23 protein-coding genes and 3 pseudogenes are annotated in these 22,224 nt (G+C 63.9%); 12 read left to right on the forward strand and 14 right to left on the reverse strand.

Going from position 1 to position 22,224, the window contains the following annotated elements:
- The first annotated feature begins 250 nt into the window (after window positions 1-250).
- From tnpA to tnpC, 3 genes and pseudogenes are all read left to right on the forward strand, one after another.
- Window positions 251-691, forward strand: a complete 441-nt coding sequence (tnpA, locus tag ACFLEY_RS38535; RefSeq protein ID WP_035693717.1) for an IS66-like element accessory protein TnpA — start codon at window positions 251-253, stop codon at window positions 689-691.
- Window positions 672-1,025 (forward strand): IS66 family insertion sequence element accessory protein TnpB, encoded by a 354-nt coding sequence (gene tnpB, locus ACFLEY_RS38540; RefSeq protein WP_018270214.1) that lies wholly within the window; start codon window positions 672-674, stop codon window positions 1,023-1,025. The genes tnpA and tnpB overlap by 20 nt, the downstream gene beginning before the upstream one ends.
- Before the next feature lie 100 nt (window positions 1,026-1,125).
- A pseudogene (gene tnpC, locus ACFLEY_RS38545) lies at window positions 1,126-2,379 on the forward strand (IS66 family transposase); the annotation flags it as partial.
- A gap of 209 nt (window positions 2,380-2,588) precedes the next feature.
- On the opposite strand, the pseudogene ACFLEY_RS38550 reads toward tnpC, so the two are convergent.
- Window positions 2,589-2,873: pseudogene (locus ACFLEY_RS38550) on the reverse strand (reverse transcriptase domain-containing protein); the annotation flags it as partial.
- Window positions 2,765-4,303 (reverse strand): group II intron reverse transcriptase/maturase, encoded by a 1,539-nt coding sequence (ltrA, locus tag ACFLEY_RS38555; protein WP_396604377.1) that lies wholly within the window; start codon window positions 4,301-4,303, stop codon window positions 2,765-2,767. The gene ltrA and the pseudogene ACFLEY_RS38550, both read right to left, overlap by 109 nt.
- Before the next feature lie 234 nt (window positions 4,304-4,537).
- On the opposite strand from ltrA, the gene ACFLEY_RS38560 reads away from it, so the two are divergent.
- Complete coding sequence (locus tag ACFLEY_RS38560) at window positions 4,538-4,675, forward strand: hypothetical protein (protein WP_171901125.1); 138 nt, start codon at window positions 4,538-4,540, stop codon at window positions 4,673-4,675.
- 15 nt (window positions 4,676-4,690) lie between these two features.
- On the opposite strand, the gene ACFLEY_RS38565 is transcribed toward ACFLEY_RS38560, so the two are convergent.
- Genes ACFLEY_RS38565 through ACFLEY_RS38575 form a run of 3 tightly spaced genes read right to left on the reverse strand, consistent with a single transcriptional unit; the run spans window position 4,691 to window position 7,043 of the window.
- Window positions 4,691-5,755 carry an IS630-like element ISRj1 family transposase gene (locus ACFLEY_RS38565; RefSeq protein WP_082755507.1) on the reverse strand — a complete coding sequence of 355 codons (1,065 nt, stop codon included), beginning with the start codon at window positions 5,753-5,755 and terminating at the stop codon, window positions 4,691-4,693.
- Between the two features lie 26 nt (window positions 5,756-5,781).
- Window positions 5,782-6,432 (reverse strand): hypothetical protein, encoded by a 651-nt coding sequence (locus ACFLEY_RS38570; protein ID WP_060909002.1) that lies wholly within the window; start codon window positions 6,430-6,432, stop codon window positions 5,782-5,784.
- 14 nt (window positions 6,433-6,446) lie between these two features.
- Window positions 6,447-7,043, reverse strand: a complete 597-nt coding sequence (locus ACFLEY_RS38575; protein ID WP_060909003.1) for a superoxide dismutase — start codon at window positions 7,041-7,043, stop codon at window positions 6,447-6,449.
- A gap of 535 nt (window positions 7,044-7,578) precedes the next feature.
- Here ACFLEY_RS38575 and ACFLEY_RS38580 point away from each other — a divergent pair.
- Both ACFLEY_RS38580 and ACFLEY_RS38585 read left to right on the forward strand, forming a co-directional pair.
- Window positions 7,579-8,310 (forward strand): haloacid dehalogenase type II, encoded by a 732-nt coding sequence (locus tag ACFLEY_RS38580; protein ID WP_060909004.1) that lies wholly within the window; start codon window positions 7,579-7,581, stop codon window positions 8,308-8,310.
- 31 nt (window positions 8,311-8,341) lie between these two features.
- Window positions 8,342-8,809 (forward strand): YbaK/EbsC family protein, encoded by a 468-nt coding sequence (locus ACFLEY_RS38585; RefSeq protein ID WP_011090290.1) that lies wholly within the window; start codon window positions 8,342-8,344, stop codon window positions 8,807-8,809.
- A 6-nt stretch (window positions 8,810-8,815) separates the two neighbouring features.
- On the opposite strand, the gene ACFLEY_RS38590 is transcribed toward ACFLEY_RS38585, so the two are convergent.
- Both ACFLEY_RS38590 and ACFLEY_RS38595 read right to left on the reverse strand, forming a co-directional pair.
- Window positions 8,816-9,160, reverse strand: coding sequence for a hypothetical protein (locus ACFLEY_RS38590; RefSeq protein ID WP_011090291.1), 345 nt, complete (start codon window positions 9,158-9,160; stop codon window positions 8,816-8,818).
- A gap of 96 nt (window positions 9,161-9,256) precedes the next feature.
- Window positions 9,257-10,243 (reverse strand): tripartite tricarboxylate transporter substrate binding protein, encoded by a 987-nt coding sequence (locus ACFLEY_RS38595; protein ID WP_011090292.1) that lies wholly within the window; start codon window positions 10,241-10,243, stop codon window positions 9,257-9,259.
- A 147-nt stretch (window positions 10,244-10,390) separates the two neighbouring features.
- Between ACFLEY_RS38595 and ACFLEY_RS38600 the strand changes: the two genes are divergently transcribed.
- Window positions 10,391-10,648 (forward strand): hypothetical protein, encoded by a 258-nt coding sequence (locus ACFLEY_RS38600; RefSeq protein ID WP_028173932.1) that lies wholly within the window; start codon window positions 10,391-10,393, stop codon window positions 10,646-10,648.
- Between the two features lie 88 nt (window positions 10,649-10,736).
- Here the strand turns inward: ACFLEY_RS38600 and ACFLEY_RS38605 are convergent, their stop codons facing one another.
- The gene (locus ACFLEY_RS38605; protein ID WP_171901137.1) at window positions 10,737-11,258 is read right to left on the reverse strand and encodes an REP-associated tyrosine transposase; all 522 of its coding nucleotides are present in this window, start codon (window positions 11,256-11,258) and stop codon (window positions 10,737-10,739) included.
- 129 nt (window positions 11,259-11,387) lie between these two features.
- Window positions 11,388-12,323 carry a LysR family transcriptional regulator gene (locus ACFLEY_RS38610; protein WP_060909006.1) on the reverse strand — a complete coding sequence of 312 codons (936 nt, stop codon included), beginning with the start codon at window positions 12,321-12,323 and terminating at the stop codon, window positions 11,388-11,390.
- A gap of 116 nt (window positions 12,324-12,439) precedes the next feature.
- Here ACFLEY_RS38610 and ACFLEY_RS38615 point away from each other — a divergent pair, with 116 nt between their 5' ends.
- The 4 genes and pseudogenes from ACFLEY_RS38615 to ACFLEY_RS38630 all read left to right on the forward strand — a co-directional run bounded on the left by ACFLEY_RS38615 (window position 12,440) and on the right by ACFLEY_RS38630 (window position 14,951).
- The gene (locus ACFLEY_RS38615) at window positions 12,440-13,192 is read left to right on the forward strand and encodes an SDR family NAD(P)-dependent oxidoreductase (protein ID WP_060909007.1); all 753 of its coding nucleotides are present in this window, start codon (window positions 12,440-12,442) and stop codon (window positions 13,190-13,192) included.
- Window positions 13,193-13,228: 36 nt separating this feature from the next.
- Window positions 13,229-13,927 (forward strand): annotated as a pseudogene (locus ACFLEY_RS38620) (pirin family protein).
- 147 nt (window positions 13,928-14,074) lie between these two features.
- A complete protein-coding gene (gene wrbA, locus ACFLEY_RS38625) occupies window positions 14,075-14,674 on the forward strand; it encodes an NAD(P)H:quinone oxidoreductase (RefSeq protein ID WP_060909008.1) in 600 nt (199 codons plus the stop codon).
- A 142-nt stretch (window positions 14,675-14,816) separates the two neighbouring features.
- Complete coding sequence (locus ACFLEY_RS38630) at window positions 14,817-14,951, forward strand: hypothetical protein (RefSeq protein ID WP_257784484.1); 135 nt, start codon at window positions 14,817-14,819, stop codon at window positions 14,949-14,951.
- Window positions 14,952-14,964: 13 nt separating this feature from the next.
- Here the strand turns inward: ACFLEY_RS38630 and ACFLEY_RS38635 are convergent, their stop codons facing one another.
- The 4 genes from ACFLEY_RS38635 to ACFLEY_RS38650 form a co-directional block, all read right to left on the reverse strand.
- Entirely contained in the window at window positions 14,965-15,849 is an 885-nt protein-coding gene (locus tag ACFLEY_RS38635; RefSeq protein WP_060909009.1) for a protein-L-isoaspartate O-methyltransferase, read from the reverse strand.
- Window positions 15,850-15,929: 80 nt separating this feature from the next.
- Window positions 15,930-17,075: a GNAT family N-acetyltransferase gene (locus tag ACFLEY_RS38640; RefSeq protein WP_060909010.1), complete on the reverse strand. Its 1,146-nt coding sequence runs from the start codon at window positions 17,073-17,075 to the stop codon at window positions 15,930-15,932.
- 93 nt (window positions 17,076-17,168) lie between these two features.
- Window positions 17,169-18,548, reverse strand: coding sequence for an O-antigen ligase (locus ACFLEY_RS38645; RefSeq protein WP_060909011.1), 1,380 nt, complete (start codon window positions 18,546-18,548; stop codon window positions 17,169-17,171).
- 45 nt (window positions 18,549-18,593) lie between these two features.
- Window positions 18,594-19,661, reverse strand: a complete 1,068-nt coding sequence (locus tag ACFLEY_RS38650; protein WP_060909012.1) for a glycosyltransferase — start codon at window positions 19,659-19,661, stop codon at window positions 18,594-18,596.
- Between the two features lie 239 nt (window positions 19,662-19,900).
- On the opposite strand from ACFLEY_RS38650, the gene ACFLEY_RS38655 reads away from it, so the two are divergent.
- On the forward strand, window positions 19,901-20,887 hold the full coding sequence (locus tag ACFLEY_RS38655) for a glycosyltransferase (protein WP_396604378.1): 987 nt from the start codon (window positions 19,901-19,903) through the stop codon (window positions 20,885-20,887).
- 15 nt (window positions 20,888-20,902) lie between these two features.
- Here ACFLEY_RS38655 and ACFLEY_RS38660 read toward each other — a convergent pair whose 3' ends face one another.
- On the reverse strand, window positions 20,903-21,931 hold the full coding sequence (locus ACFLEY_RS38660; protein ID WP_060909014.1) for a glycosyltransferase family 2 protein: 1,029 nt from the start codon (window positions 21,929-21,931) through the stop codon (window positions 20,903-20,905).
- Window positions 21,932-22,224 lie beyond the last annotated feature (293 nt).

The raw sequence follows: 22,224 nt of genomic DNA on the forward strand, positions 1-22,224 counted from the left end.
GGAAGCTCCTTGTACGGGAACCGGGATATCTCCGGGTCGGCCATCTTCCTTCTCGGAGGAGATGGTCCGCAGCGGGAAGGCGAGGAGCTGTAGCCGCTGATGCACGACACGGAGAAGTCTGACTCTGGCATAGTAGCTGAGAAGCCAACGAACAAAGCCGGATTACTGTAAGCGCTCCTTTCTACGCACCTATGCAGTTGAGCGCGGGGATGGGATGAGGTGTCCACCATGAACGAGGTGGACACCATCGATGATCACTCCAGAAGAACTTTTGAGACTTGAGACGGTCGGCGTGTTGCGCAATGGGCGGCGTCGCTATGATCCGGCCAGCAAACAGCGGCTGGTCGAGGCCTGTCTGCAGCCTGGCGTGTCGCTGGCGGGGCTGGCGTTGCAACACGGCGTGAACGCGAACCTGCTGCGCAAATGGGTGGCCAAGCGACAACGTCAGAACGGGGATGGCCAGCCGGAGGCGCCGATTGCGCCAGCCTTTGTTCCGGTTCGCGCGCCGTCGCCGTCGCCAACTCGATCTGCTGGCGCGATCGCGGTTTGCGCGACGGAGCGATCCTGTGCAGGGCGGCTGACGGCATCGATGCCCAACGGCGTGACGCTTTCGCTGGAAGGCGGCGACGCGCAGTTGCTGTCGGCGGTGATTGAAGCGCTGGGGCGTTGCGATGTTCCGGCTGGCGTCTGATCTTCGGGTCTACCTTCACCGCGAACCGATTGACTTCCGGGCGGGCATCAACAGCCTGGCGATCGTGGTCGAGCAGTCGATGGGGCTGGATCCGTTCCAGCGCGCGGTGTTCGCGTTCTGCAATCGTCGCCGCGACCGGATCAAGCTGCTGATTTATGACCGGTCAGGATTTTGGATGCTGCTGAAGCGGCTGGAGGCCGACAGATTCCACTGGCCCCGAAGTCAGGAGGCGGTGCTGACGCTGACGACGGAGGAGCTGCACTGGCTGCTTGACGGCATCAACATCGCGGCGGTGCGTCGTCATCCGGTGCGGCAATATCACAGCGTGGGCTGAGCGTGTTCGATGCGGGCGGCGTCATCAGCGCTATCGGATGACGCCGGCCACCGCATGGAACTCGGTTGACGCGGCGGCATGACTTCGATTCAAGACTACGATGAGTCGCAGGCCCACGACGCACGAGCTGGAAGCCTTGATCGCGGCGCACGCGGCCGAGCTCGCGGCGCTGAAGGCGGAGAACGAGAAACTCGCGCAACGCGTCCTGCATCTTGAGGAGCAGTTGCGCCTGGAGCGCTTGCGCCGCTACGCGCCGAAGAGCGAAAAGCTCAAGGAGCGCATCTTCAACGAAGCCGAGCAGGCCGCCGCTGAAAGCCGGGACGACGACGATGTCGAGGCGGTCGCCGTGCCGGACACGGGATTGCCGGAGGCTCCAAAGCCGGCACCGAAGACACGCGGCCGCAAGCCGCTGCCTGACGATCTGCCGCGCCAACGCGTCGAACATGATCTGGGTGAGGATCAAAAGGACTGTCCGTGCTGCCGCAATCGGATGCATCGGATGGGCGAGACCGTCACCGAGCAGTTGCACGTCGAGGTGAAGGCGTCAGTGCTGCAACATGTGCGGTTCAAATATGCCTGCCGTCACTGCGAGCGCACCGCGCTGAACACCCCGATCGTGACCGCGCCGATGCCGGCGCAGCCGCTGCCGGGTAGCGTCGCCACGCCATCGACGCTGGCGCTGGTGCTCGCCAACAAATACGTCGACGGCACGCCGCTGTACCGTGTGGCGGACGCGCTGGGGCGCGCCGACGTCAGCATCAGCCGCGGGACGCTGGGCAACTGGGTGATCCGGGCGAGCGAGTTGCATCTGCATCGGGTCTATGACGCGCTACAGCAAAAGCTCAGGTCGCAGCCCCTGGTCCACGGCGACGAAACCTGGGTCCAGGTTCTGAAAGAGGACGGCCGGGATGCGCAGGCCAAATCCTTCATGTGGGCCTATCGCAGCGGCCAGGACTGCGCGCAGCCGGTCGTGCTGTTCGATTACCAGCCCGGTCGCGGCCAGGAACATCCTCAGGCCTTCCTGGCCGGCTATCGTGGCTTGTTGATGAGCGACGGCTATGACGCCTGGGGCACGCTGACAGGCGCGACCCATCTTGGCTGTATGGCGCATGCGCGCAGGAAATTTACCGATGCGCTCAAGGCCAGGAAGACGCCCGGCGGTCCGCCATTGCAGGCGCTCAAGTTCTTCGAGGCGTTGTATGAGGTCGAGAGGGTGGCGCGCCAGACGCCGCCCGACGACGAAACGCGCGCCGCATACACCTTGCGGCTGCGCCAGCAGCATAGCCTGCCGGTATTGGCCGCCTTCCGGACCTGGCTCGACGACCAGGCGCCGAAGGTCCTCCCCGAAATCAAGGCACGGTGGATTTGTGAGCAGGCGCATCAACAGTTGAAGGAGGAGCTTGGACTTGATCACTTCGAAGGGCGATCATGGCAAGGTCTTCATCGCCACGCCCTTATGACAATGATTGCCTACGCCTTCCTGCAACATCGTCGCCTCGCATACGCGGGGCGGAAAAAAAAGAATCAACGGGCCTCCGCCTCAACCAACCATGCCCGCCGTACGTCCGCGTAACGCACGATGATCATGCCGCCGGAGACCTCGCGCTGTCGCCAGCGTTTGGCCCACAGGTCGAGAGCGTAGTGCAGGTAGATGTTGCCCAGAAGCGGTGAAATCACCGAACCTTGACCCGTTCCCCTGTCATCAGCGGCTACGACGCCGTCTTCGAGAACACCCGCCTTCAGCCATTTCTGAATGAGGCGGATGATGCGCTTGTCGCCGATCCTATGTTCCAAGAAGCGAACCAGCCAAGGTTGACTGACTGCGCCAAAGAAGTTTTGGATGGATGAAGGATGCGAGCCTTGGGGAGCCAGTCATCGGTGATCTGCGTTATGCGATCCCAGGTCAGACAGGTCCGCTGACTGCGCCGCCGAAGCGTCCGCCTCCAGAGATCGGTCAGATAGAACCGAAACGCATTGAGCGCTCGGCCATTCGTCGGGACAGCAAAGTACGCAAAGTGGCCGGTCAAGACCTGCCTCAGCCATTTCCCTTGTGCAGGGATCGGCCAGTGCATTCGGCGCCTTAGCTCCTCCTTGATTTCGCGGAGTTTGGTTCGCAAGCGGTCGCTACGGGTCTTCCGTTGAAGCTGGAAGCGCCCTTGGCGTGATTTGCCGCAGATAAACGTGAACCCCATGAACGCAAAGGTTTCCGGCTTTCCGAGTCCGCGCTGCTTGCGTTGAGCCGCCGCATGGCGACCAAACTCAATCAGGCGGGTCTTGGCCGGGTGGAGCGTCAGCTCGAACTCCTCCAGTCTCGCGCGCATCGCGTCAAGGAAACGACGTGCGTCATCCTCGCGCTCAAAGCCGACTACTACATCGTCCGCGTAACGCACGATGATCATGCCGCCGGAGACCTCGCGCTGTCGCCAGCGTTTGGCCCACAGGTCGAGAGCGTAGTGCAGGTAGATGTTGCCCAGAAGCGGTGAAATCACCGAACCTTGACCCGTTCCCCTGTCATCAGCGGCTACGACGCCGTCTTCGAGAACACCCGCCTTCAGCCATTTCTGAATGAGGCGGATGATGCGCTTGTCGCCGATCCTATGTTCCAAGAAGCGAACCAGCCAAGGTTGACTGACTGCGCCAAAGAAGTTTTGGATGTCGGCGTCAATGATCCAGTTCACGTTCCGCGTCTCGATCGCTGTGCAGAGCGCGTCCAACGCATCATGTGGTCCTCTGCCGGGCCGAAACCCGTAGGAAAAGCCACAGAAGTCTCCTTCGTAGATGGCGTTGAGCACGATGACGGTGGCGCCCTGGACGATTTTGTCTTCGAGAGCCGCGATCGCTAACGGGCGCTGCTTGCCGTCTGCCTTTGGTATGTACGTCCGGCGAGACGGTTGCGGGCGATACGCTCCTCGTTGGACCCGTTTGTGCAGATCGGCGAGCCGGGGCTCGAGATCTTCCTCGTAGTCCTCCCACGTCATGCCATCCACTCCGGGAGCAGCCTTACGCCTGAGCGCAAAGAACGCCGCCCGCAGTGTATCGACATTGATGTGGTGAAAGAGCGCGGTGAACCGGTCCTTCTTCCTCAGCCTTGCGGCTGTCCGTACGCGGTCCAGCGACTGGGTCATGCGAGCCCGGCCCTGTGTCCGGTGCATGCGCTGCTGTTCCGCGTTTCCCTTGGTCCCCGGCCTTGGCTCCGCCCACTCCGCCGCCAGTAATCCGGCTTTGTTCGTTGGCTTCTCAGCTACTATGCCAGAGTCAGACTTCTCCGTGTCGTGCATCAGCGGCTACAGCTCCTCGCCTTCCCGCTGCGGACCATCTCCTCCGAGAAGGAAGATGGCCGACCCGGAGATATCCCGGTTCCCGTACAAGGAGCTTCCATACATGCCAGGGTCTACGACCACGCCGGGTTGGACGGGTGCTCGCGTTTGCGCACTCGCCCATATTGCCTTCCGCTCTTTGGACAGCGTCGGCTCCCGAGATAACACTGTTTCGCGGCTCAATGGCTGGCCTGCATGCTCCCCTACCGACGCTTCGCCGACACCCTCGCGGACGCCTGCGCACGGCTCGGGGCCGATGTGGTTCGCTACACCTTCATCGCAATGGACTTCCACCATCTATTCCTTGCCGGTCTCCCGGCGCACCCAAAGTAGTGCTAGTACCCGGAATCAGAGCTGAGTGATACGGCGGCCTTTGAAACGGCGTTGACGGACCTTTTTCTTGGTCCAGACGAAGGGCTCGGCTCTGTCGTTGTATGCGTTGACGTAGGCATCGATGTGTTCCTGAAGCTGCTTGAGGCTCGTGAAGGAGGTGCCGCTGAGCGACTGCCCCTGCAAGATGGAAAACCATACTTCGACCTGATTGAGCCATGACGCACTTGTCGGCGTGAAATGAAATTGCACGTTGGGGTGGGCCTTGAGCCAGTCCTCGTTCTTTTTATGGGTGTTGAGGTTGTCGAGGATGACGTGAAGCTTGCGGTTCGGAAAAGCCGCGGTGACGCTGTTCATGAAATCGAGAAACTCGACGCGGCGCCGGCGTTTTGAATGGGTCGCGATGATCTTTCCGGTGGCGACTTCGAGCGCCGCAAACAATGTTGTGGTGCCATGCCGCTTGTAATCGTGGCTTTGGCCGGTCAAGGCGCGGCCATCGGGCAACTTCAGATAACCCTGCGCTCGCTCCAAAGCCTGGATCGAGGGCTTCTCGTCCACGCACAGCACAATGGCCTTCGCCGGCGGCGCGACATAGAGGCCGACAACATCGGCGGCTTTGGCCGTAAAGTTCGGGTCGTTGCTCTCGCACCAGGACTTGCGAGCCACCAGGTCAATCTTGTGGCTGCGCAGGAACCGCCAGACATATTGGACATCGACATCGCCCAGCGCCTCGGCCAGCAGGGGGCCGGTCCAGCGCGCAAACCCTTGCGGTGGCGGCTTATCCAGCAGCTTCAGAATCCGCTTGTCGGTCGTCTTCGTATAGATCGGCTGCTTGCCAGGCCGCGGCTTGTCTTGCAGCCCTTCAAGGCCATGGTCGGCATAGCGATGCCGCCAAAGGCTGACAATCCGCGGCTGGACCCCAACTTCCTTGGCGATCGACCGGGTGCTGCGCCCATCCGCCGCCAACAGAACTATCCGCGCCCGCTTCAAATCGCGCTGCAACGTCACCGGTGAGCGACAGCACGCCTCAAGCACCTTGCGATCTTTCCTCGAAAGGTGGACTTCTCTTGCTTCGGGTATCATCCCGACCTTGAATCACGACTCACGTTCTAGTTCAGTGCACCGTATGTCAGGTCGTCGAATACGGTGACACTGTCGGCCTTGGTCCACAAGCCGATCATGCCGGCGTCCCTGATCGATTCGTCCTCGACCTCGAACATCGGCTTGCCGTCATACGTCACCTTGAATAGCTTTCCCGCGAATTCGCAGCGTAGGGAATGCCATTGACCTGATGGCACCGATACCTTGACGCCATAGCCGCCTTTCCGGCCGACGATATCGAGCGCGCTGCGAACACCCTTGATCGTCTTGTAGAGCACGACATTGTCTTCAAGCGCGTTGGCCCGCACGACATAGTAATTGTCGGCATCCCTTGCGCGCCAGACAATACCGGCCGCACGATCCTCGGAGCCTGCGATCGCCTTGAACTTGACCTCGACGAACCCGTCTAGGATGCTGGTGCCGTTCCTGAGCGCCACTGGGAACGTCGCCTGACCGGATTGTTTCAAGACGTTCGGCTTGCTTGGCGCCGTCGACTCCGCCTCGACCGTCCATTTGGGCTGGCCACGACCCGTCTTCGTCAGAGTCCAGCCTTCGGGCGCTGCGCCGGTTGCTGCGTTGTCAAAATTTACAGTTTCTGCCATCGCGTTTCCTTCCACCGACAATAGGAACAACGCCGCCCCCAAGAGCGCTACGCTCATTCTTCGCACGGCGTCTAAGCTTCCCTCCTGTATTGATCGTACAGGGTTGCGGCGTTGTCCCATTTGATCGCTTCCATGTAGATGTCGACATACTTCGCGGCCGCGGCGCCGTAATCCATGTGATAGGCGTGCTCATACATGTCGAGCACCAGCACGGGGCGTCCGCCGGCCAGCGTCGTCGTGCGGTCGGCGGCCCACTGATTGACCAGCCGCTTGTCGCGCGGTGAGTAGGAAAGAATCACCCAGCCGGAGCCGCCGCCTTCGGCCTTGCCCATGGCGGAGAACTCCGCGCGCCACCGCTCCATGCTGCCGAAATCGCGCGCGATCGCCTCGGCAAGTGCTGTGCTCGGCTTGCCGGCACCGCCGAGCCCGTCGAAATAGATTTCATGGAGGATCATCGAGTTTGACGCGACGAGTTCCTCGCGCTTCAGGCCGTTGATGACGAAGTTCGGAGCTTTCGCGAAGTCGAGCTCGGCGAGTTGCGTTCCGATCGCGTTCAGTCGCTTTACGGCGCCGACATAGTTGTTCTCGTAGTGACTGACGAGCACCTTCTCCGAGATGCCGGCAATGGATTTCGGATCGAACGGCATCGGCTTGGGCTGGTATGTCATTGGCTTGGCTCCTGTTGGCTGATTGGCTTGCGCAAGGGCTTGCGTCCCCGCGAGTAGTGCGGTCGACGCCGCGGCGGCCCCCACGCCCCTGATGAAGTCTCGGCGGTCGGTATTCGTGGTCATGAAGTCCTCCACTTGATCGTCGTCCCCAACGTCCCCCGCGTACTCGCTAGCTCTTGGTGCTCGCCGTCTTGTCGCGTGCGCAAATAGACCGCGCGGTCCTCGTCGATACGGACATCGACGAGACCGGCGCGCTGGCGGCACCAATTGACGGGACAATTTCTGTGATGAGATCGAGATGAAAGCAGACATGCAGCGTCCTTGGTGACCAGGACGCGATACTTGGGCATGTCGCCTCGCGGGGAGATCGCAGATCCCCGTGCCTCGAATTAAGCGCCTGCCGGCGGCAGTGTCAATCTGCTGCGCGACGCCGCCGGGGTGACGATTTCTTGAAGAAGGTTCCGATCTTGTCGCGCACCGGGCCGTTTCGGTATTGTCCGTGCGCCTCCCGCAAAGATCCCAAAGGAGCGAGCCAATGAGCCTCAAAGCCGTCGTCTTCGACGCCTACGGAACGCTCTACGACATCCAGTCGGTCGCTGACATCACCGAGGATGCGTTTCCGGGCTACGGCGAGATCATCACGCAGGTCTGGCGCATCAAGCAGCTCGAATACACGTGGTTGCGCTCTCTGATGCAGCGTTACCAGGACTTTGACGCGGTCACGCGCGACTCACTCGCCTATACGCTGCGCATCCTTGGGCTCGCTTATGAGCGCGAGGAATTCGAGCGCGTGATCGAAAAGTATCTGCATCTCGATCTCTATCCGGATGCAACAAGCGCGCTTGCGGCCTTGAAGCCCCGACAACTCGCCATCCTCTCCAACGGCAGTCCGGACATGCTGAACGGGCTCGTGCGCAACACCAAGCTTGACCGCCTGCTCGATGCCACCATCAGTGTCGATGCCAAGAAGGTCTTCAAGCCGAGCCCGGCGGCCTATGAGCTGATCGGCGAGGTGCTCGGCACCGCGCCGGACGAGGTTCTGTTCGTGTCCTCCAATCCCTGGGACGTGGCCGGCGCGAAATCGTTCGGGCTGAACGTCGCCTGGATCGAACGGGTGACGCCGGAAGCCATGGCGCTGGCTTGCGTCGAGAACGAACTCGTGGCACCGCTGACGATGTTCAAGGCGATCCGCACCCAGATGGACGAGCTTGGCTTTGCGCCGGACCACCGCGTCCGCTCGCTCTCCGAGCTGCCAAGTATCATCTGAGGTAGGTACGCCGCCCGCCCGTGAGACTGGAATGAGCCTGGAATCCGTTCGCGCCTTCTTCGCCGAGAAAGCCCCCGACATCTCCGTCATTGAATCTCCGATCAGCTCCGCGACCGTGGCGCTGGCGGCCGAGGCCTATGGTGTCGAGCCGGGGCGAATCGCCAAGACGCTGTCGTTGCGGATCGGCGAGCGCGTCATCCTGATCGTCGCCGCCGGCACCTCGCGCATGGACAACAAGAAGGTGAAGACGCAGTTCGGCGGCAAGCCGAAGATGCTGGGGCTGGAAGAGGTCGCCGAGATCACCGGCCACGAGGTCGGCGGCGTCTGTCCGTTCGGACTGAAGGCGCCGCTGCCGGTCTATTGCGACGTATCGCTGAAGGCGTTCGACGTGGTGGTGCCGGCCGCAGGCTCGACTCACAGCGCGGTGCGCATCACGCCCGAGCGGATGGCCGAGCTAACCGCGGCCGAATGGATCGATGTCTGCGAAATCAGGCCTTAAGAGACGTTAATCGTCCTCATCGTAAGGCCGCGGCTGCGGGGGCGGCGGCGCAGCATTGTAGCGCGGTGGCGGCACCGCCCGCCCTCGCGGGACCGGCTGCTGCGGCTGCATCTGATTGTTGGATTGGAACACCGCACGGCAGGCGCTGGAGAGCTGGGGCGTGTTCTGCTGCAAGCAAGCCGTGATGCGGCTCACGTCCGGAATCTGGTCGCTGCACAGGCGCCACACATCCGGTGTGCAGGCCATCTGCTGTTCCATGGTTCCGCGATATTCTTCGGCGAATGCTGCGCCTTGCGCGACGATGCCGCCAATCGCGAGCGCCACACCCAGCGCAATCCGCTCTGTTCGCATGTCTCGATTCCTTCCAGAGTTTCTCGAATTCTCATCAATCAATGAGACGCGGGCAGGTTCTGGACGAACAAAAAAATGTGAAGGTCGGGCCGGAACCTACTCCACCCGGCCGATCTTCTTCACCGCCGTGATCAGGCGCGCACTGTCGTCGGCGACGAAACGCGAGAACTCCGGCGCGTCCTGATAGGCGACGAGACTGCCGGAGGCCTCGAAGGACTTGAGGACCTCCGGACTCGCCATCACCTGCGCCATGGCCTCGCGCAGCCGGGTCGCGATCGGCGCGGGAAGAGAGCTCTGTGCAAAGAGCCCGGCCCATATGTACATCTCGACATCCTTGTAGCCGAGCTCCTGGAAGGTCGGCACGTCGGGGAAGCTCGCGATGCGTCGCGCACCGCAATTGCCGAGCACGCGCAGCTTGCCGTCGTCGACCTGCGGCTTCAGCGTGCCGGGCGCGGCCGCGATTGCCTGCACGGTGCCGCTGAGCAACGCGGTGAGCGCGGGACCGGCGCCGCGGAACGGCACGTGCAGCAGCTTGATGCCGGCGCTGTTCGCAAACATCTCCATCGCCACATGTAGCGTGCCGTACGGCCCGGACGAGCCATAAGTGATCTGGCCCGGCCGCTTCTTCGCGTCCTCGATGAAATCCTGCGCGGTCTTCCATGGCGCCGAGACCGGCACCGCGAGCAGCGTGGGATCGGCGAGCACGCGCGCGATCGGCATGAACTGCGAGACTTCGTAGGCGACGGGACGGTCGAACAGCCGGTCGGCCTCCGGCAGCACCGCGAGCGACGAAAGGGTCATCAGCAGCGTGTAGCCATCCGGCTCGGCGCGCGCCGCCGCGGCATTGCCGACCGATCCGCCGCCGCCGCCGGCCCGGTTGTCGACGATCACGGGCTTGCCGAGGATCCGCTCCAGCGCCATGGCCACGGGGCGCGCGGCGAGATCCGCCTGGCCGCCGGCCGGAAACGGCACGATCATGGTGATGTTGCGGGCGGGATAGCCCTGCGCGAGCGCCTGGTCCGGTAACGCAGCCCGCAACAACGGCAATGCCGCAACCGCGCGCAAGAGATCGCGTCGATCCATGGTGGTCCCTCCCCCTGATTTTCTTTGTTTCGCGGCCAGCCTAGCGCGGCGATCGGCAAGAACAAGACGTTTACGAAGTGCTAACCATGTTCGGTCCGGCCCGGAACGCATCCCCGGACCGGCTGTTGCCCTCCCAGGGAGTGAGTGATGCGCAATCTTCAAACCATTGACGTCGCGTTGGACGAGATGCTGGTCAATCTCGCGGCGATCGTGCTGCGGCTGTCAAAGCCCGAGGTGACGCGAACCCCGGAGGCGCGGCGCGCATTGGCGCAATCGGTCCACCAATACGCAGTCTGCGCGGCACGCTCGACGGACCCGCGCGTCCACGAATTGAAATCGGAACTGGAGGGGACGCTGAAGCCGAGCCTGCGCATCGTCGCGATCAACGGCGTGAAGGTGTCGTAGGCGAGGTGGTAGGCACGCCTCGCTTTGCCCACCTGGCGAGATCTCGTAGGGTGGGCAAAGGCGCGCTCTTCGCGCGCCGTGCCCACCATCATTCGCCGAATTGCCCCGAAATGTCCCGCATATCCCCTCCCCAATCCACGGGAAGTGTTCCTTGCTCGACATAGCGATGGAAGCTGCTGAGAGACCAATCGCGTACTCGCCTGACGAAGCCGTGCTTCACAGGATTGAAATGTATGTAATCAACGTGCCGCTCCAGATCCGCGTCGTCGCGAATGACGTGCTCCCAGTAGCGGCGCTGCCAGATGCCTTTCTCGCGCTTGAGCAGCTTACTTGCCGAGCGCTCCTGCGGTTCTAAGCCTCGTGAAAAGCCACCTTTGATCAGATTCCACCGCGACGAAAAATCGAAGTCGTGGTCGGGAAGCGACCAAATGGCATGGAGATGATCGGGCAGGATACAGATCGCGACCGTCTCGAACGGGCGGCGTTGCTGGACGGTCTGATAAATTCGCCTCAGGCGATCAACATGATCCACGAGCAGAGTGCTTGAACGATCGGCAAGCACGACCGTAAAGAAGAACATGCTGCCTTGTGCGCGCCGATATCGAGACACTTGCGATCCCCTCAGGCAAAGCCGTGGGCACGCTTCGCTTTGCCCACCCTACGGAAGCTTGCGCAGACGATAGACTAGCGAGATCTTGTAGGGTGGGCAAAGGCGCGAAGCGCCGTGCCCACCACAGGTCTATCCGGCTTTCCCGCCTTTCCTCACTCGCCGCTTGCACGTGCCCGGCAGTTTTGCCGCGAGAAAATCGGCAAGCGCTTCGACGCGCGCGGGGCGCGGGCCGCCGGGCGGCGTCACCAGGTGCACGGCGCCTTCGGCCTGCTTCCAGTCCTTCAGGATCACCTCGACCTCGCCGGAGGAGATGGCTTCGCCGACGATGAATTCGGGAAGCTCGGCGATGCCGAGGCCGGCGATCAGCGCCGGCATCACCGCTTCACCGTTGTTGACGCGGAGTTGACCGCCCGGACGCACGCTTGCCTGCTCGCCGGCGGAATTGGTGTAGTGCCAGACATTGGGCGTGGAGAGATAGGCGTAGCTGAAGCATTTGTGCTCGGCCAGATGCATCGGATGCGTCGGGCGGCCGTGACGCTTGAGGTAGGACGGCGCCGCCACCGTGAAGCGCGGCATGGTGAACAGCCGCCGCGCGATCAGCGAGGAATCCGGCAGCCGCGCGATCCGCACCGCCATGTCAAAACCCTCGCCGATCAGATCGATGGTCGCATCGCTCAGATGCAGATCGACCGAGACTTCCGGATAGGTCTCGAAGAACTCCGGCAGCAGCGGCGCCACCGCCTTGATCCCGAACGTCATGGGCACGGCGAGCCGCACCAGGCCGCGCGGCGCCACCGATTGCGCCAGCGCCTCGTTCTCCGCCGCCTCGCCATCAACGAGCAGGCGCGTCGCCCGTTCGGCGAGCTTGTGCCCGGCATCGGTCAGCGCGAGGCGGCGCGAGGTGCGGTTGAACAGCCGGGCGCCGAGCCGCTCCTCCAGCCGGGTGACGGCCTTCGACACCGTCGCCTTGGACATCGCGAGCTCGCTCGCGGCCCCCGCAAACGACCGTAATTCCACGACTTTTGCGAAAATCGCGAGCGCCTCGAAATCGGGGAGTTTTGCCATGGGAGCGGGTCCGTAGGAGTAATTCAGGAAACAATGCGTTTCAACAGTTTCTATTTCTATACCACGGGCGGAGGCTTATCCAAGCGTCATCAGAAATTCAGGAATGGAGAAATCCAATGACCAAGAAGCTCTCAGGCAAGGTTGCCCTCGTCACCGGCGGTTCGCGCGGCATCGGCGCAGCCTCAGCCCGCGCGCTCGCCGATGAAGGCGCGGATGTCGCCATCAGCTACGTCGCCTCGCCCGACAAGGCCGAAGCGGTCGTCACGGAGTTGAAGGCCAGGGGCGTCAAGGCTCGCGCTTTCAAAGCTGACCAGGCCTCGGCCAAGGACGTCACCAAGCTCGTCAACGACGTCGCCAAGGAGTTCGGCCATCTCGATATCCTCGTCAACAATGCCGGCGTCGCCGCGGGCGGCGCGACCGACGATGCCAACGCCGACACCGACGCGCTGGAACGCCAGGACCAGGTCAACGTGCATGGCGTGATCGCGGCGATCCGCGCCGCCTCGCAGCTGATGGGCGAAGGCGGCCGCATCGTCACGGTCGGCTCGATGCTGGCCGACCGCGCCTCGTTCCCCGGCCTTGCCGACTACGTCGCCACCAAGGCGGCCGTGGTCGGGTACACCAAGGGCGCGGCGCGCGACCTCGGCCCGCGCGGCATCACCGTCAACGTGGTGCAGCCCGGCTCGATCAACACCGACATGAACCCGGACGACGACCGCGACTTCGCGGAAGCCCAGCGCAAGCAGCACGCGCTCCAACGCTTCGGCCGCCCCGAGGAAGTCGCCGCCGGCGTCGTCTTCCTCGCAAGCCCGGAGGCCTCCTTCGTCACCGGCACCGTGCTCAATGTCGACGGCGGGTTTGGCGCGTAACGCCAAACCCCTCCCCTCCAGTCAGGACCCACTTCCATGATCGAACTCAGACCTTTCGCAAAGCTCGGCGGCGCCGACCACGGCTGGCTCAAGGCCAAGCATCACTTCTCCTTCGCCAGCCACTACGACCCGAACAACATGGGTCACGGCTCCTTAAGGGTGTGGAACGACGACGAGATCGCGCCGAACACGGGCTTTCCCGCCCATCCCCATGCCAACATGGAAATCATCACCTATGTGCGCGAGGGCGCGATCACCCACCAGGACAACCTCGGCAACGAGGGACGCACCGAGGCGGGCGACGTGCAGGTGATGAGCGCCGGCAGCGGCATCCGTCACTCCGAGTACAATCTCGAGCCGAGCAAGACCCGGATCTTCCAGATCTGGATCGAGCCTGTGGCGCGCGGCGGCCAGCCGACCTAGGGCTCGAAGCCGTTCCCGAAAGGGGATCGCTCCGGCAGGCTCGTCACCATCGCGAGCGGCTTCAAGGACGACACGGACGCACTGCCGATCCGCGCCGATGCGCGGGTGCTCGCCACCACGTTGAAGGCCGGCGAAAGCGCTGAGTACGAGCCGCAGAAGTCGCGGCATCTCTACCTCGTGCCCGCGGCAGGCTCGGTCGAGATCAACGGCGTGCGCGTCAACGCCCGCGACGGCGCCGCGATCCGCGACGAAGACCGGCTGAAGATCACGGCGCTCGAAGACTCCGAGCTCGTGCTCGTCGACGCGGCTTAGCGGCGGCGAGCTACATCATCTTCCGTCATTCCGGGATGGCGCGAAGCGCCAGACCCGGAGTCTCGAGGTTCCGGGTTCGATGCTTTGCATCGCCCCGGAACGACGGAGCAATCACGAACACTCACTGATCACCCACCGGAGACCACCATGACCAAAGTTCTCGTCCTCTATTATTCCGCCTATGGCCACATCGAAGCGATGGCCAACGCCGTTGCCGAAGGCGCGCGCGAGGCCGGCGTCACCGTCGACATCAAGCGCGTGCCCGAGCTGGTTCCGGCCGAGGTCGCCAAGGCCTCGTACTACAAGGTCGACCAGGCCGCTCCGATCGCCAGGATCGAGGACCTCGCCAATTACGACGCGATCATCGTCGGTACCGGCACGCGCTTCGGCCGGATGGCCTCGCAGATGGCGAACTTCCTCGACCAGGCCGGCGGGCTCTGGGCCAAGGGCGCGCTGCACGGCAAGGTCGGCGGCGCCTTCACGTCCAGCGCGACCCAGCATGGCGGCCAGGAGACGACGCTGTTCTCGATCATCACCAACCTCCTGCATTTCGGCATGGTCGTGGTCGGCATGAACTACGGCTTCGCCGGCCAGATGAAGCTCGACGAGGTCACCGGCGGCGCGCCCTACGGCGCCACCACGATCACCGGCGGTGACGGCAGCCGCCAGCCCAGCGCCAACGAGCTCGCCGGCGCGCGCTATCAGGGCCGCCAGATCGCGGAGACCGCCAAGAAACTCCATGGCTGAGCGGCACGGCTGAACTTCACGGCTAAGGTGCGCGGTTAGGCTTGACGATCGACCGCATGGCTGATGCGACACGGGCGGCATTCTCTTTCGGGAATGCCGCCCCATCTACGTGTTCAGGGATATTGGACCAGAAGCGATACGAATGGCTTTCGAACTGTTGTTGATTGCGCAGATGATCCGCAGGCCCGCCCAGGCGCTTGCGCGGCGCTGGTATTGCCGCAGCCTGTTCCGCGCCTCGCGCGGCCGGCTGCATTGTGCAGGTTGCACGGGATCGTGAGACGGCAATCCCCCTAGGCCCGCGTGATGTCGGCGTGAGGCTGAACTGACTCCGTCGAGATGGGCGCCGGCGCCGTCGACAGCCACCAACCCTCACCGGCGAACCAGCACGTCTGGTCGGGAGCGCCTTTCCTCCGCAACGACTGCACGCTCTCCCATCCTTTTGCGAACGCCTCGGCCAATCGCCGACCGGCCTCCACATCCTGCAATCCTGCGCAGCCTATGAATTGGGCCCGGCTGAGAAATTTCGCCGGCCAGATCGCGTCGTCGTCAGGACGCGTGATCATTAACATACCGCCGTGCATGCCTTCCGGCGCCAACGGAAACACCAGCCGCCCGCCGGGCCGCAGCGCCTCGAGCCACTCCGTGGCCGGCTGCGCCGCGCCGGCGCAGACATAGATCACATCCGCAGCCGGCAGATCGGACGCGATGCCCGAACGGTGGTGCACATCCGCATGGGCGATATCCCCGAGATTTTCGCGCGCCAGTCCTGCCAGACGCTGGTCGATCTCGTAGGCATGGACGCGGCCGCCGGGTCCGACGAGATGCGCGAGGATCGCGGTGTAGTAGCCGCTACCCGCACCGATCTGGATCACAGTCTCGCCTTCCTTCACGGCGCAGCCGCTGAGCCAATGGGCGTGCGCACCGGGCATTCCGATATTGAGGCCACGCGCGCTGTCGAGCGCCAGCAGCGTGTTCTGATAGATGAACGCGGGATCATCATCGGGCGTCACGACATAGGGATGACCGCCGAGACAGATCGACCACGGCCCGGGCCCGGCGAAAGGCTCGCGCCTGACCGTCCGAAAGGCCTCCTCGATACGGGGATCCGCGGCTCTCGCCGCGGCGCAGATCAACTGCGCATAGAATGCGCGATATTTTGCCGAACGATCTTCCATGTCGCCTCCGTGAAACGGAGACGACGATAACACAACGATTGCGATATTCGAGCGACATCTGCAATCGGGGGGCCCGTGCTCTAGCGCGTTCCCTTGCCCATCGCCCGCGACGCGACAGCGGCCAGCCTGGGATGGCGGCGCAGGCCCTGCGCGGCATGGTCGCGCCATGCGTAAGGAGCGCCGCGCCAGGACAGCGCGACGCTGGCGTCGGTCAGCGCGACCTTCTCGGCGCCGAAGCGGCGCTTGTAGTCCTGGTTGCCGATGCTGAGATCGAAACGGCGCACGCCCTCCGCATGCAGCGCCGCCATGGTGCGCTCGGTGACGAGCAGCCCCGGCGAGCAGCTCGACCATGAATCGCCGGCGTGGCTGATCCGCAGCAGGAAATAGGTCGCGCCATGCCTGACGCCGAACGTGGTGGCAACGACGCCCTCGTCGCACACCAGCGCCGAGATGACGACATAACCATCCGCAACACCCTGGCGCGCGACGTCGCGATAGAATCGGGCATGCGTGTCGTCGTTGAGCACGAACCGCGAGCCGAGCTTGCGCATGCGCGCTTGCTGCTGCGCGTCCATCACGTCCAGCAGCTCAAGCGCGCGCGCGACATCCGTGGCGATCTCGAACCGCGCGCCGGCATGACGGCTGAACACGCGCCAGCAGCGCGGCATCTGCATGCGCTTGATCGAGGCCTGATAGCCGTCATAGTCGTCGCCCGTCAGCACGAGATTGCCGTTCAGCGAGCTGGATCCGATACGGCCGAGCGACACCAGCGGGTTCGGCTTGCCGCCGACATGCGCCGGCATCTTCCTCAGGCGCAGCAGGTCGAAGCGATCGGACAAGGCGCAGAGCGCGTCGACCAGCGCCTTGCCGATCGCATCCATCGCCGCCGCATCCAGCACGGCATCGAGCGCCAGGATCGGCGCGTTGTTGTCGGAGACGCCGAGGTCGGCGAACTCGACGACGCGGATGCCGCGCCTGATATGGCTGATCATCGGCACCACCGCGATGTCCTTGCCGGTCATGGCATCGGAGATCACGGCGATCAGCGGCGCGAGATCGTGAAACGCCTCGTACCAGGCGCCGAGCCAGTAGCCATGCTGGAACGCGGTGCAATGCCCGCCATTCAGGCGCAATGCGGCCTGCCGCCAGTCACGCACGAAATCGACCGCGATTCCCGACGTGCTGGACACCCGATCATCTGGTTGCTCGACGCTGAGAAACGCCATCCGCGGGTCATACAGTGACTGAATGTTTCCAGATAGATTATGTTTTGCCGCAGTCCACAAGTGACGTCACCGCATATCGTTAAGCGGATGCCATTACGGCCGTCCCGGCTGCGACAAGCTGTCAGCGCGCGGCTCCGTTTGTTCGACGCACTGGAACCTGGCCAGGAAATGCAGACCGGCCGCGGCAAGCGCGAACATGAACCAGATCGGATTCTGCCGTTCGAGCAAGAAGGTCTCGGTGGTCCCGTAATACAGGCCGAACAGCCACACGGTCAGGAACAGTTTGACCAGCGCGGCGCTGCGGTTGTGGGCCTGGGCCGACTGGAAATTACGGAGCGGCGCGAGCACGAAGACGAGGACGACGAGCAGCAAGCCCGGCAGGCCGATGGTGACCGCGAGGTCGAGATAGCTGTTGTGGCTGTGCGCGGCGGACGTCGCCCATTCGGCGCCCTGGGCGGTCTGCCGCGCCGTCACGTCGTCCCAGAAGGCCGCATAGCCGTGGCCGATGATCGGCTTTTCGGCGACGGCCGCGAGCGCGAACTCCCAGATGTCGGAACGGCCGGTGAAGGTGGGATCGAGAGGAAGCAGCCGCGTCATGGCGCCGAGCGACGGGCTCACGACACTGCCGACCGTCAGCAGGTTCATCACGATCAGCGGGACGAAACACATGAGCCGCTTCAGCCACGGGCTTGGCGTGGCACAGACCAGCGACGCGAGGGCGTAGATCGCAAGGCACAGCACCGACGACGTCTTGCCGCCGGTGAAGATCAGGAAGATGCCCGCCAGCGCGGCGATCGCCGGTCCCATCACGAACGACCCGACGCTGCAGAGGTAGATGCCGACATAGACCAGGATGGTCATCACGGGAGATGCGACGTTCTTGTGGCCGAAACTGCCGCGCCAATCGCCGGCAAGCTGCGGCTCGGTGACGTCGAGCGCGGTGTGCATGGAATATTGCGGCGCGAGGAAGACGCCGAGATAGCACAGCACCAGCAGCACGAGCGCGGCAGCGCCGAGGCACAGGTTGAAGCTGCGCTGCGTCGGCGGCAGCAATGGCAACAGAACGGCGAGCGACGTCACGCTGGCCGCGAGCACGAAGCGCTGCATCGAGACGCCGCGGCTCTCTGAGAAGACGATGTTGATCAGCAGCCAGCCGACGAGGCAGAGATGCAGCGGGGTCACCAGGCTCTTCAGCGCGGGCGCATCCGTGGCGGCGACGAGCAACACGGCGATTGCAGCCAGGAGGCCGAAGGAGATGTAGGTGAGCGCCATTCGTCCGCCGACGACGGTGGTGACGTCGGGATTGCGCAAATCGGGAAACGGATCGAGCGTCACCAGCACGAGGAGGAGGGCCGCAACCGCGACGAGGCAGCGCGCCGCCAGCACGGCATTCGGACCGGCAAGCCCATCGCGCAGGACGTGGCCGAACGATCGGGCCTCGACGTCGGTCATGTCAGCGGCACTGCGATCCATGGCTCAAGGCCGGCCTGGTGAACCTGGGGAAGCAAGCGACAAGTCTTAGCTCGTCCTCGTTAACCATCCGTCAACCAGCAGGCCGGACGCGTCGGACGCCTTCTGCCGCCGCGCCACGCTTCGCGCGATCTCGTAATATTGCAGCGCTCGCTGTTCCAGCGTGAGATTGTCGAGCACGAAGCCGCGCGGATCGAACGTGCCAGCGGCACAGCCGGCCCAGAAATCGTCCCAGCCTGCCTCGAACCCGGCGATGTCGACGAACCTGGTGCCGCAACGGTGATCCCAGTACGGCACCGACGACACCGGTTCGAACTTCACGCGATGCGGATAATAGTCGGGGTCCCGCCACGGGCCGCCAGGGTCCCAGGCTAACACCGGCACGCCGCAGGCCAGCGCCTGCTGATAGGCGATGCCCTGGCTTTCGTTCTGGCACAGGAAGATCATCGCGCGCGAGCGCGCAAGCGCGGCCTGATAGTCCTCCTCCTTGTAGCTGCCATAGCGCAGCTCGGTGAACGAGCGCCCCTCCTTGAGCAGCCGGGCGCGGACAGGCTCGATCAACTCCGGCGCATAGCGCTCGCGGTCCCAGTGGACCTTGTCGTAGATCAGCACGTCGACGGTCTTCTGCGAGGCGCGCGACGGCGCCCAGAGATCCGTGTCGATGCCGACGGGCCAGGCCTCCGTGTCGGGCCAGTACGGCCGGTACATGTCGGCGTACCACTGGCCGGGCACCACGACCTTCTTCACCGGCAGGCGCTTGAACAGGTCGGGATCGTCGAGCGGATGATTGTGGGCGGCGACGCCGAGCAGGATCGGATTCTTCCACGCGAACTTGTCGAGCAGGAAGGTGCGACCGATGATGCAGGCGACTTCCTCGGGATGCTGCGCGACGTAGCCGTAGTCGTTGACGCGGTAGCGGATGCCGAGCCGATCGAGCCCCGCGCAGAGATTGAGGAACACGCGAAGCTGCCCGCTCATGCGCGGCTCGCCGAGCAGCATGCGGCGCGCCATGCGCCGCAGATGCCGGTCGCCGGGAAACCAGCGGTCGTCCTTGTCCTCGTAGAAAAGGTTGAGGACCATGTCGTCGGGATCGTAGTCGAATGTCTTTGCGGGCACTGGAATCCATCCGCGGCAGCCGAGTGCGCATTCTCGCATGGGACCGGCTGTCGCACTCTTCCAAGTTTGCGACAGGCTTAATGCCAACGGCTTAACGTTATTCTGCGAATCCAGCGTCGCGCAGGCCTTCCGAGAAACGATTTGGCCGTAATGCGGGTATCATCCGCAGCGGCCAAGGTTGCCATCGATCGCATCTGCAGATGCGCCCTGGTTAACGAATCCTTAAAGCGAGCCGCAGCTTGATCACCGCCGAAGACGTTCTCGATTTACCGGTCGGCGCACGCGTGGCGACGCAAGCGCGCCTCCCGCTGCCTGTGGGCTCGACCACATCGGTGTCCGTCGTCATTCCCGCCAAGAACGTTGCGGCCTATGTCGGCGAAACCCTCGCCAGCGCGCTGGCGCAAGGCGAGGTGACCGAGGTGATCGTCGTGGACGACGGTTCGACCGACAACACCATCGCGATCGTCCGCGCCATTCGCGACCCGCGGCTGCGCCTGATGACCAACGATTCCGCCGGCGTATCGGCCGCGCGCAATCTCGGCGCGCGACATGCCAGCGGCGAGTGGCTCCTCTTCCTCGATGCCGACGACCGCCTGCGCCCCGGAGCGGTCGCGGCACTGCTGGCCGCAGCGCGCGGAGCTCCGCGCGCCGTCCTCGTCTACGGCGACTACAACACGATCGACAGCGAGGGACGGCAGGTCGGCCGGCGCGACCTCTTGAAAGGACGCCGCAAGCCCTCCGGCGACGTGCTGACGCGGCTCGCGGCCGGCAATTTCATCGTCAATGGCGGCATCGCGCTCGCGCGTGCGGAGGCCTTCCGCGCCATAGGCGGCTTCGACACCTCCCTCAGATATTGCGAGGATTGGCACTGCTGGTGCCGCCTTGCTGCAATCGGCGAGTTCGAGTTCGCACCAAAGCTTCTGCTCGACTATCGCCTGCACACGGCCAACACCATGAACGCGGCTGTGCGGACACCGCAGGATTTCTTCCCGGCGATCGCGCGGGTCTTCGACGACGGACTGATCCTGGCGAGATTGCCCGAGGGCACGGCAGCCCGGCTGCGGCAGGCGGCCGAGATTCATCTCGTCACCTATTCGGCGATGCAGGCGGTCCGCTTCGGCAGATATCGCCAGGCCTTCATCTATCTCGGGATGGTCGGCCGCCGCTCGCTCAAATCGCTGCCGCGCTCCGCGCTCAGGGTCGTCCTCGCCTGCTTTGGCATCTAGTCCGCCGCCACGGCGTCAGGACACGATCTTCGAGGCCTCGTAGGGCTTCGGCTCGATACCGAGCGCTGCCAGCAACGAGCCGAGCGCGACCATCACGGGATGCATCGCGACGACGGCTTTCGACGTCGCCAGCAGGCGGGCCGCGCGTAGTAAAGACAGCGGCAGCCGGCCGAGCATCTGCGCAAACACCCGCACTCGCGCCGCTGCGCCCTGCGCAGCCTTGTGCTGCACACGGTAGTTGATCGCGCCGATACGCAGACCGCGCTTTGCGATCCAGCCGAGGCTGGTGCGGCTTTGTGGCACGGTCTCGGTGATGACCGCCTCTGTCGTCCAGTGGAACGTCATGCCGGCATCGCGGCAACGCACGAAGAAGTCGCAGTCGCCGCCGCCGAGGAAGTTGAAGCGCAGATCGAAAGCCGGACTGCCGAGCCGATCGAACGCCGCACGCGTGATCAGACAATTGCCGCAGCCATAGATCAGCGGCACCGCGCCGCTGTAGTCGTAGGCAGGGCGGAAGGCGGGATGACGCGAAAGCCAGGGCTGGCTGTCGTCGTCGAAGTCAGGCAGCACCGGCCCGCCGACCACGTCGGCGCCGGTCGCCTCTGCGGTGCGAACCATCAGCTCGAGCCAGTCGGGCGAGGCGATCTCGTCGTCGTCGATCATCAGGAAGCGGGTCGCTGCGGGAAACAGCGCCTGCGCCGTCTCGAACGCAGCGTTGATCGCCTGACAGTTACCCTGCCGCTGCTCGACAAGGCAGATGCCCTGGAGCCGGCCGTCGGCGAGATACTCCGCGGCAACCGGCGCGCTCTCGCGCCGCGCGGCATCGTTCTCCACCATGACGACGGCGAAGGAACGCGGGGTTCGCTGGCTCGCGAGCGATTCCAGCGTCAGCCGCAGATGCTGCGGGCGGCGGAAGCAGGGAATGCAGACGACAATGCCGACCGACAGGTCGATGACGCGAGAGCTCGCCGCGATCTCCCGGTTGGGATCGTGCACGGCATCCGAGAGCCGGCTGGCGGACAGGTCTGTCGGGATCAGCGTCATGGCGTTCTAGATGCCCGAGATATGTTGAAAAAGCCCTGCGTCAATCGCATGAGCCGGTGACGTCCCGCGAGGACACAGTGCCGTGGGACAGATGCGTACCAAAGTGAACGGCCGGACCGAGGCGCGAAACGGCACCATTCCGCGGATCTCTCGACAATGCAGACCTGCCGCCATGCGCTTAACCGCTTTCGCGTGTTTTCCCTGCCAATCCATGCGCGCGTGGTACTGCAAGTCGCAGTCCATCGGCCGCCGACGGTGCGACAGGGACAATGCTGTAGTTAACGGCCATGCGC

It is taken from the genome of Bradyrhizobium sp. YCK136, from assembly GCF_044570075.1.
In the GTDB taxonomy this organism is placed as follows: domain Bacteria; phylum Pseudomonadota; class Alphaproteobacteria; order Rhizobiales; family Xanthobacteraceae; genus Bradyrhizobium; species Bradyrhizobium diazoefficiens.

Coding starts and splice junctions, on each gene's coding strand:
- tnpA (WP_035693717.1), top strand. CDS start 251: ATGATCACTCCAGAAGAACTTTTGAGACTTGAGACGGTCGGCGTGTTG.
- tnpB (WP_018270214.1), top strand. CDS start 672: ATGTTCCGGCTGGCGTCTGATCTTCGGGTCTACCTTCACCGCGAACCG.
- ltrA (WP_396604377.1), bottom strand. CDS start 4,303: ATGCACGACACGGAGAAGTCTGACTCTGGCATAGTAGCTGAGAAGCCA.
- ACFLEY_RS38560 (WP_171901125.1), top strand. CDS start 4,538: ATGCTCCCCTACCGACGCTTCGCCGACACCCTCGCGGACGCCTGCGCA.
- ACFLEY_RS38565 (WP_082755507.1), bottom strand. CDS start 5,755: ATGATACCCGAAGCAAGAGAAGTCCACCTTTCGAGGAAAGATCGCAAG.
- ACFLEY_RS38570 (WP_060909002.1), bottom strand. CDS start 6,432: ATGAGCGTAGCGCTCTTGGGGGCGGCGTTGTTCCTATTGTCGGTGGAA.
- ACFLEY_RS38575 (WP_060909003.1), bottom strand. CDS start 7,043: ATGACATACCAGCCCAAGCCGATGCCGTTCGATCCGAAATCCATTGCC.
- ACFLEY_RS38580 (WP_060909004.1), top strand. CDS start 7,579: ATGAGCCTCAAAGCCGTCGTCTTCGACGCCTACGGAACGCTCTACGAC.
- ACFLEY_RS38585 (WP_011090290.1), top strand. CDS start 8,342: ATGAGCCTGGAATCCGTTCGCGCCTTCTTCGCCGAGAAAGCCCCCGAC.
- ACFLEY_RS38590 (WP_011090291.1), bottom strand. CDS start 9,160: ATGCGAACAGAGCGGATTGCGCTGGGTGTGGCGCTCGCGATTGGCGGC.
- ACFLEY_RS38595 (WP_011090292.1), bottom strand. CDS start 10,243: ATGGATCGACGCGATCTCTTGCGCGCGGTTGCGGCATTGCCGTTGTTG.
- ACFLEY_RS38600 (WP_028173932.1), top strand. CDS start 10,391: ATGCGCAATCTTCAAACCATTGACGTCGCGTTGGACGAGATGCTGGTC.
- ACFLEY_RS38610 (WP_060909006.1), bottom strand. CDS start 12,323: ATGGCAAAACTCCCCGATTTCGAGGCGCTCGCGATTTTCGCAAAAGTC.
- ACFLEY_RS38615 (WP_060909007.1), top strand. CDS start 12,440: ATGACCAAGAAGCTCTCAGGCAAGGTTGCCCTCGTCACCGGCGGTTCG.
- wrbA (WP_060909008.1), top strand. CDS start 14,075: ATGACCAAAGTTCTCGTCCTCTATTATTCCGCCTATGGCCACATCGAA.
- ACFLEY_RS38630 (WP_257784484.1), top strand. CDS start 14,817: ATGGCTTTCGAACTGTTGTTGATTGCGCAGATGATCCGCAGGCCCGCC.
- ACFLEY_RS38635 (WP_060909009.1), bottom strand. CDS start 15,849: ATGGAAGATCGTTCGGCAAAATATCGCGCATTCTATGCGCAGTTGATC.
- ACFLEY_RS38640 (WP_060909010.1), bottom strand. CDS start 17,075: ATGGCGTTTCTCAGCGTCGAGCAACCAGATGATCGGGTGTCCAGCACG.
- ACFLEY_RS38645 (WP_060909011.1), bottom strand. CDS start 18,548: ATGGATCGCAGTGCCGCTGACATGACCGACGTCGAGGCCCGATCGTTC.
- ACFLEY_RS38660 (WP_060909014.1), bottom strand. CDS start 21,931: ATGACGCTGATCCCGACAGACCTGTCCGCCAGCCGGCTCTCGGATGCC.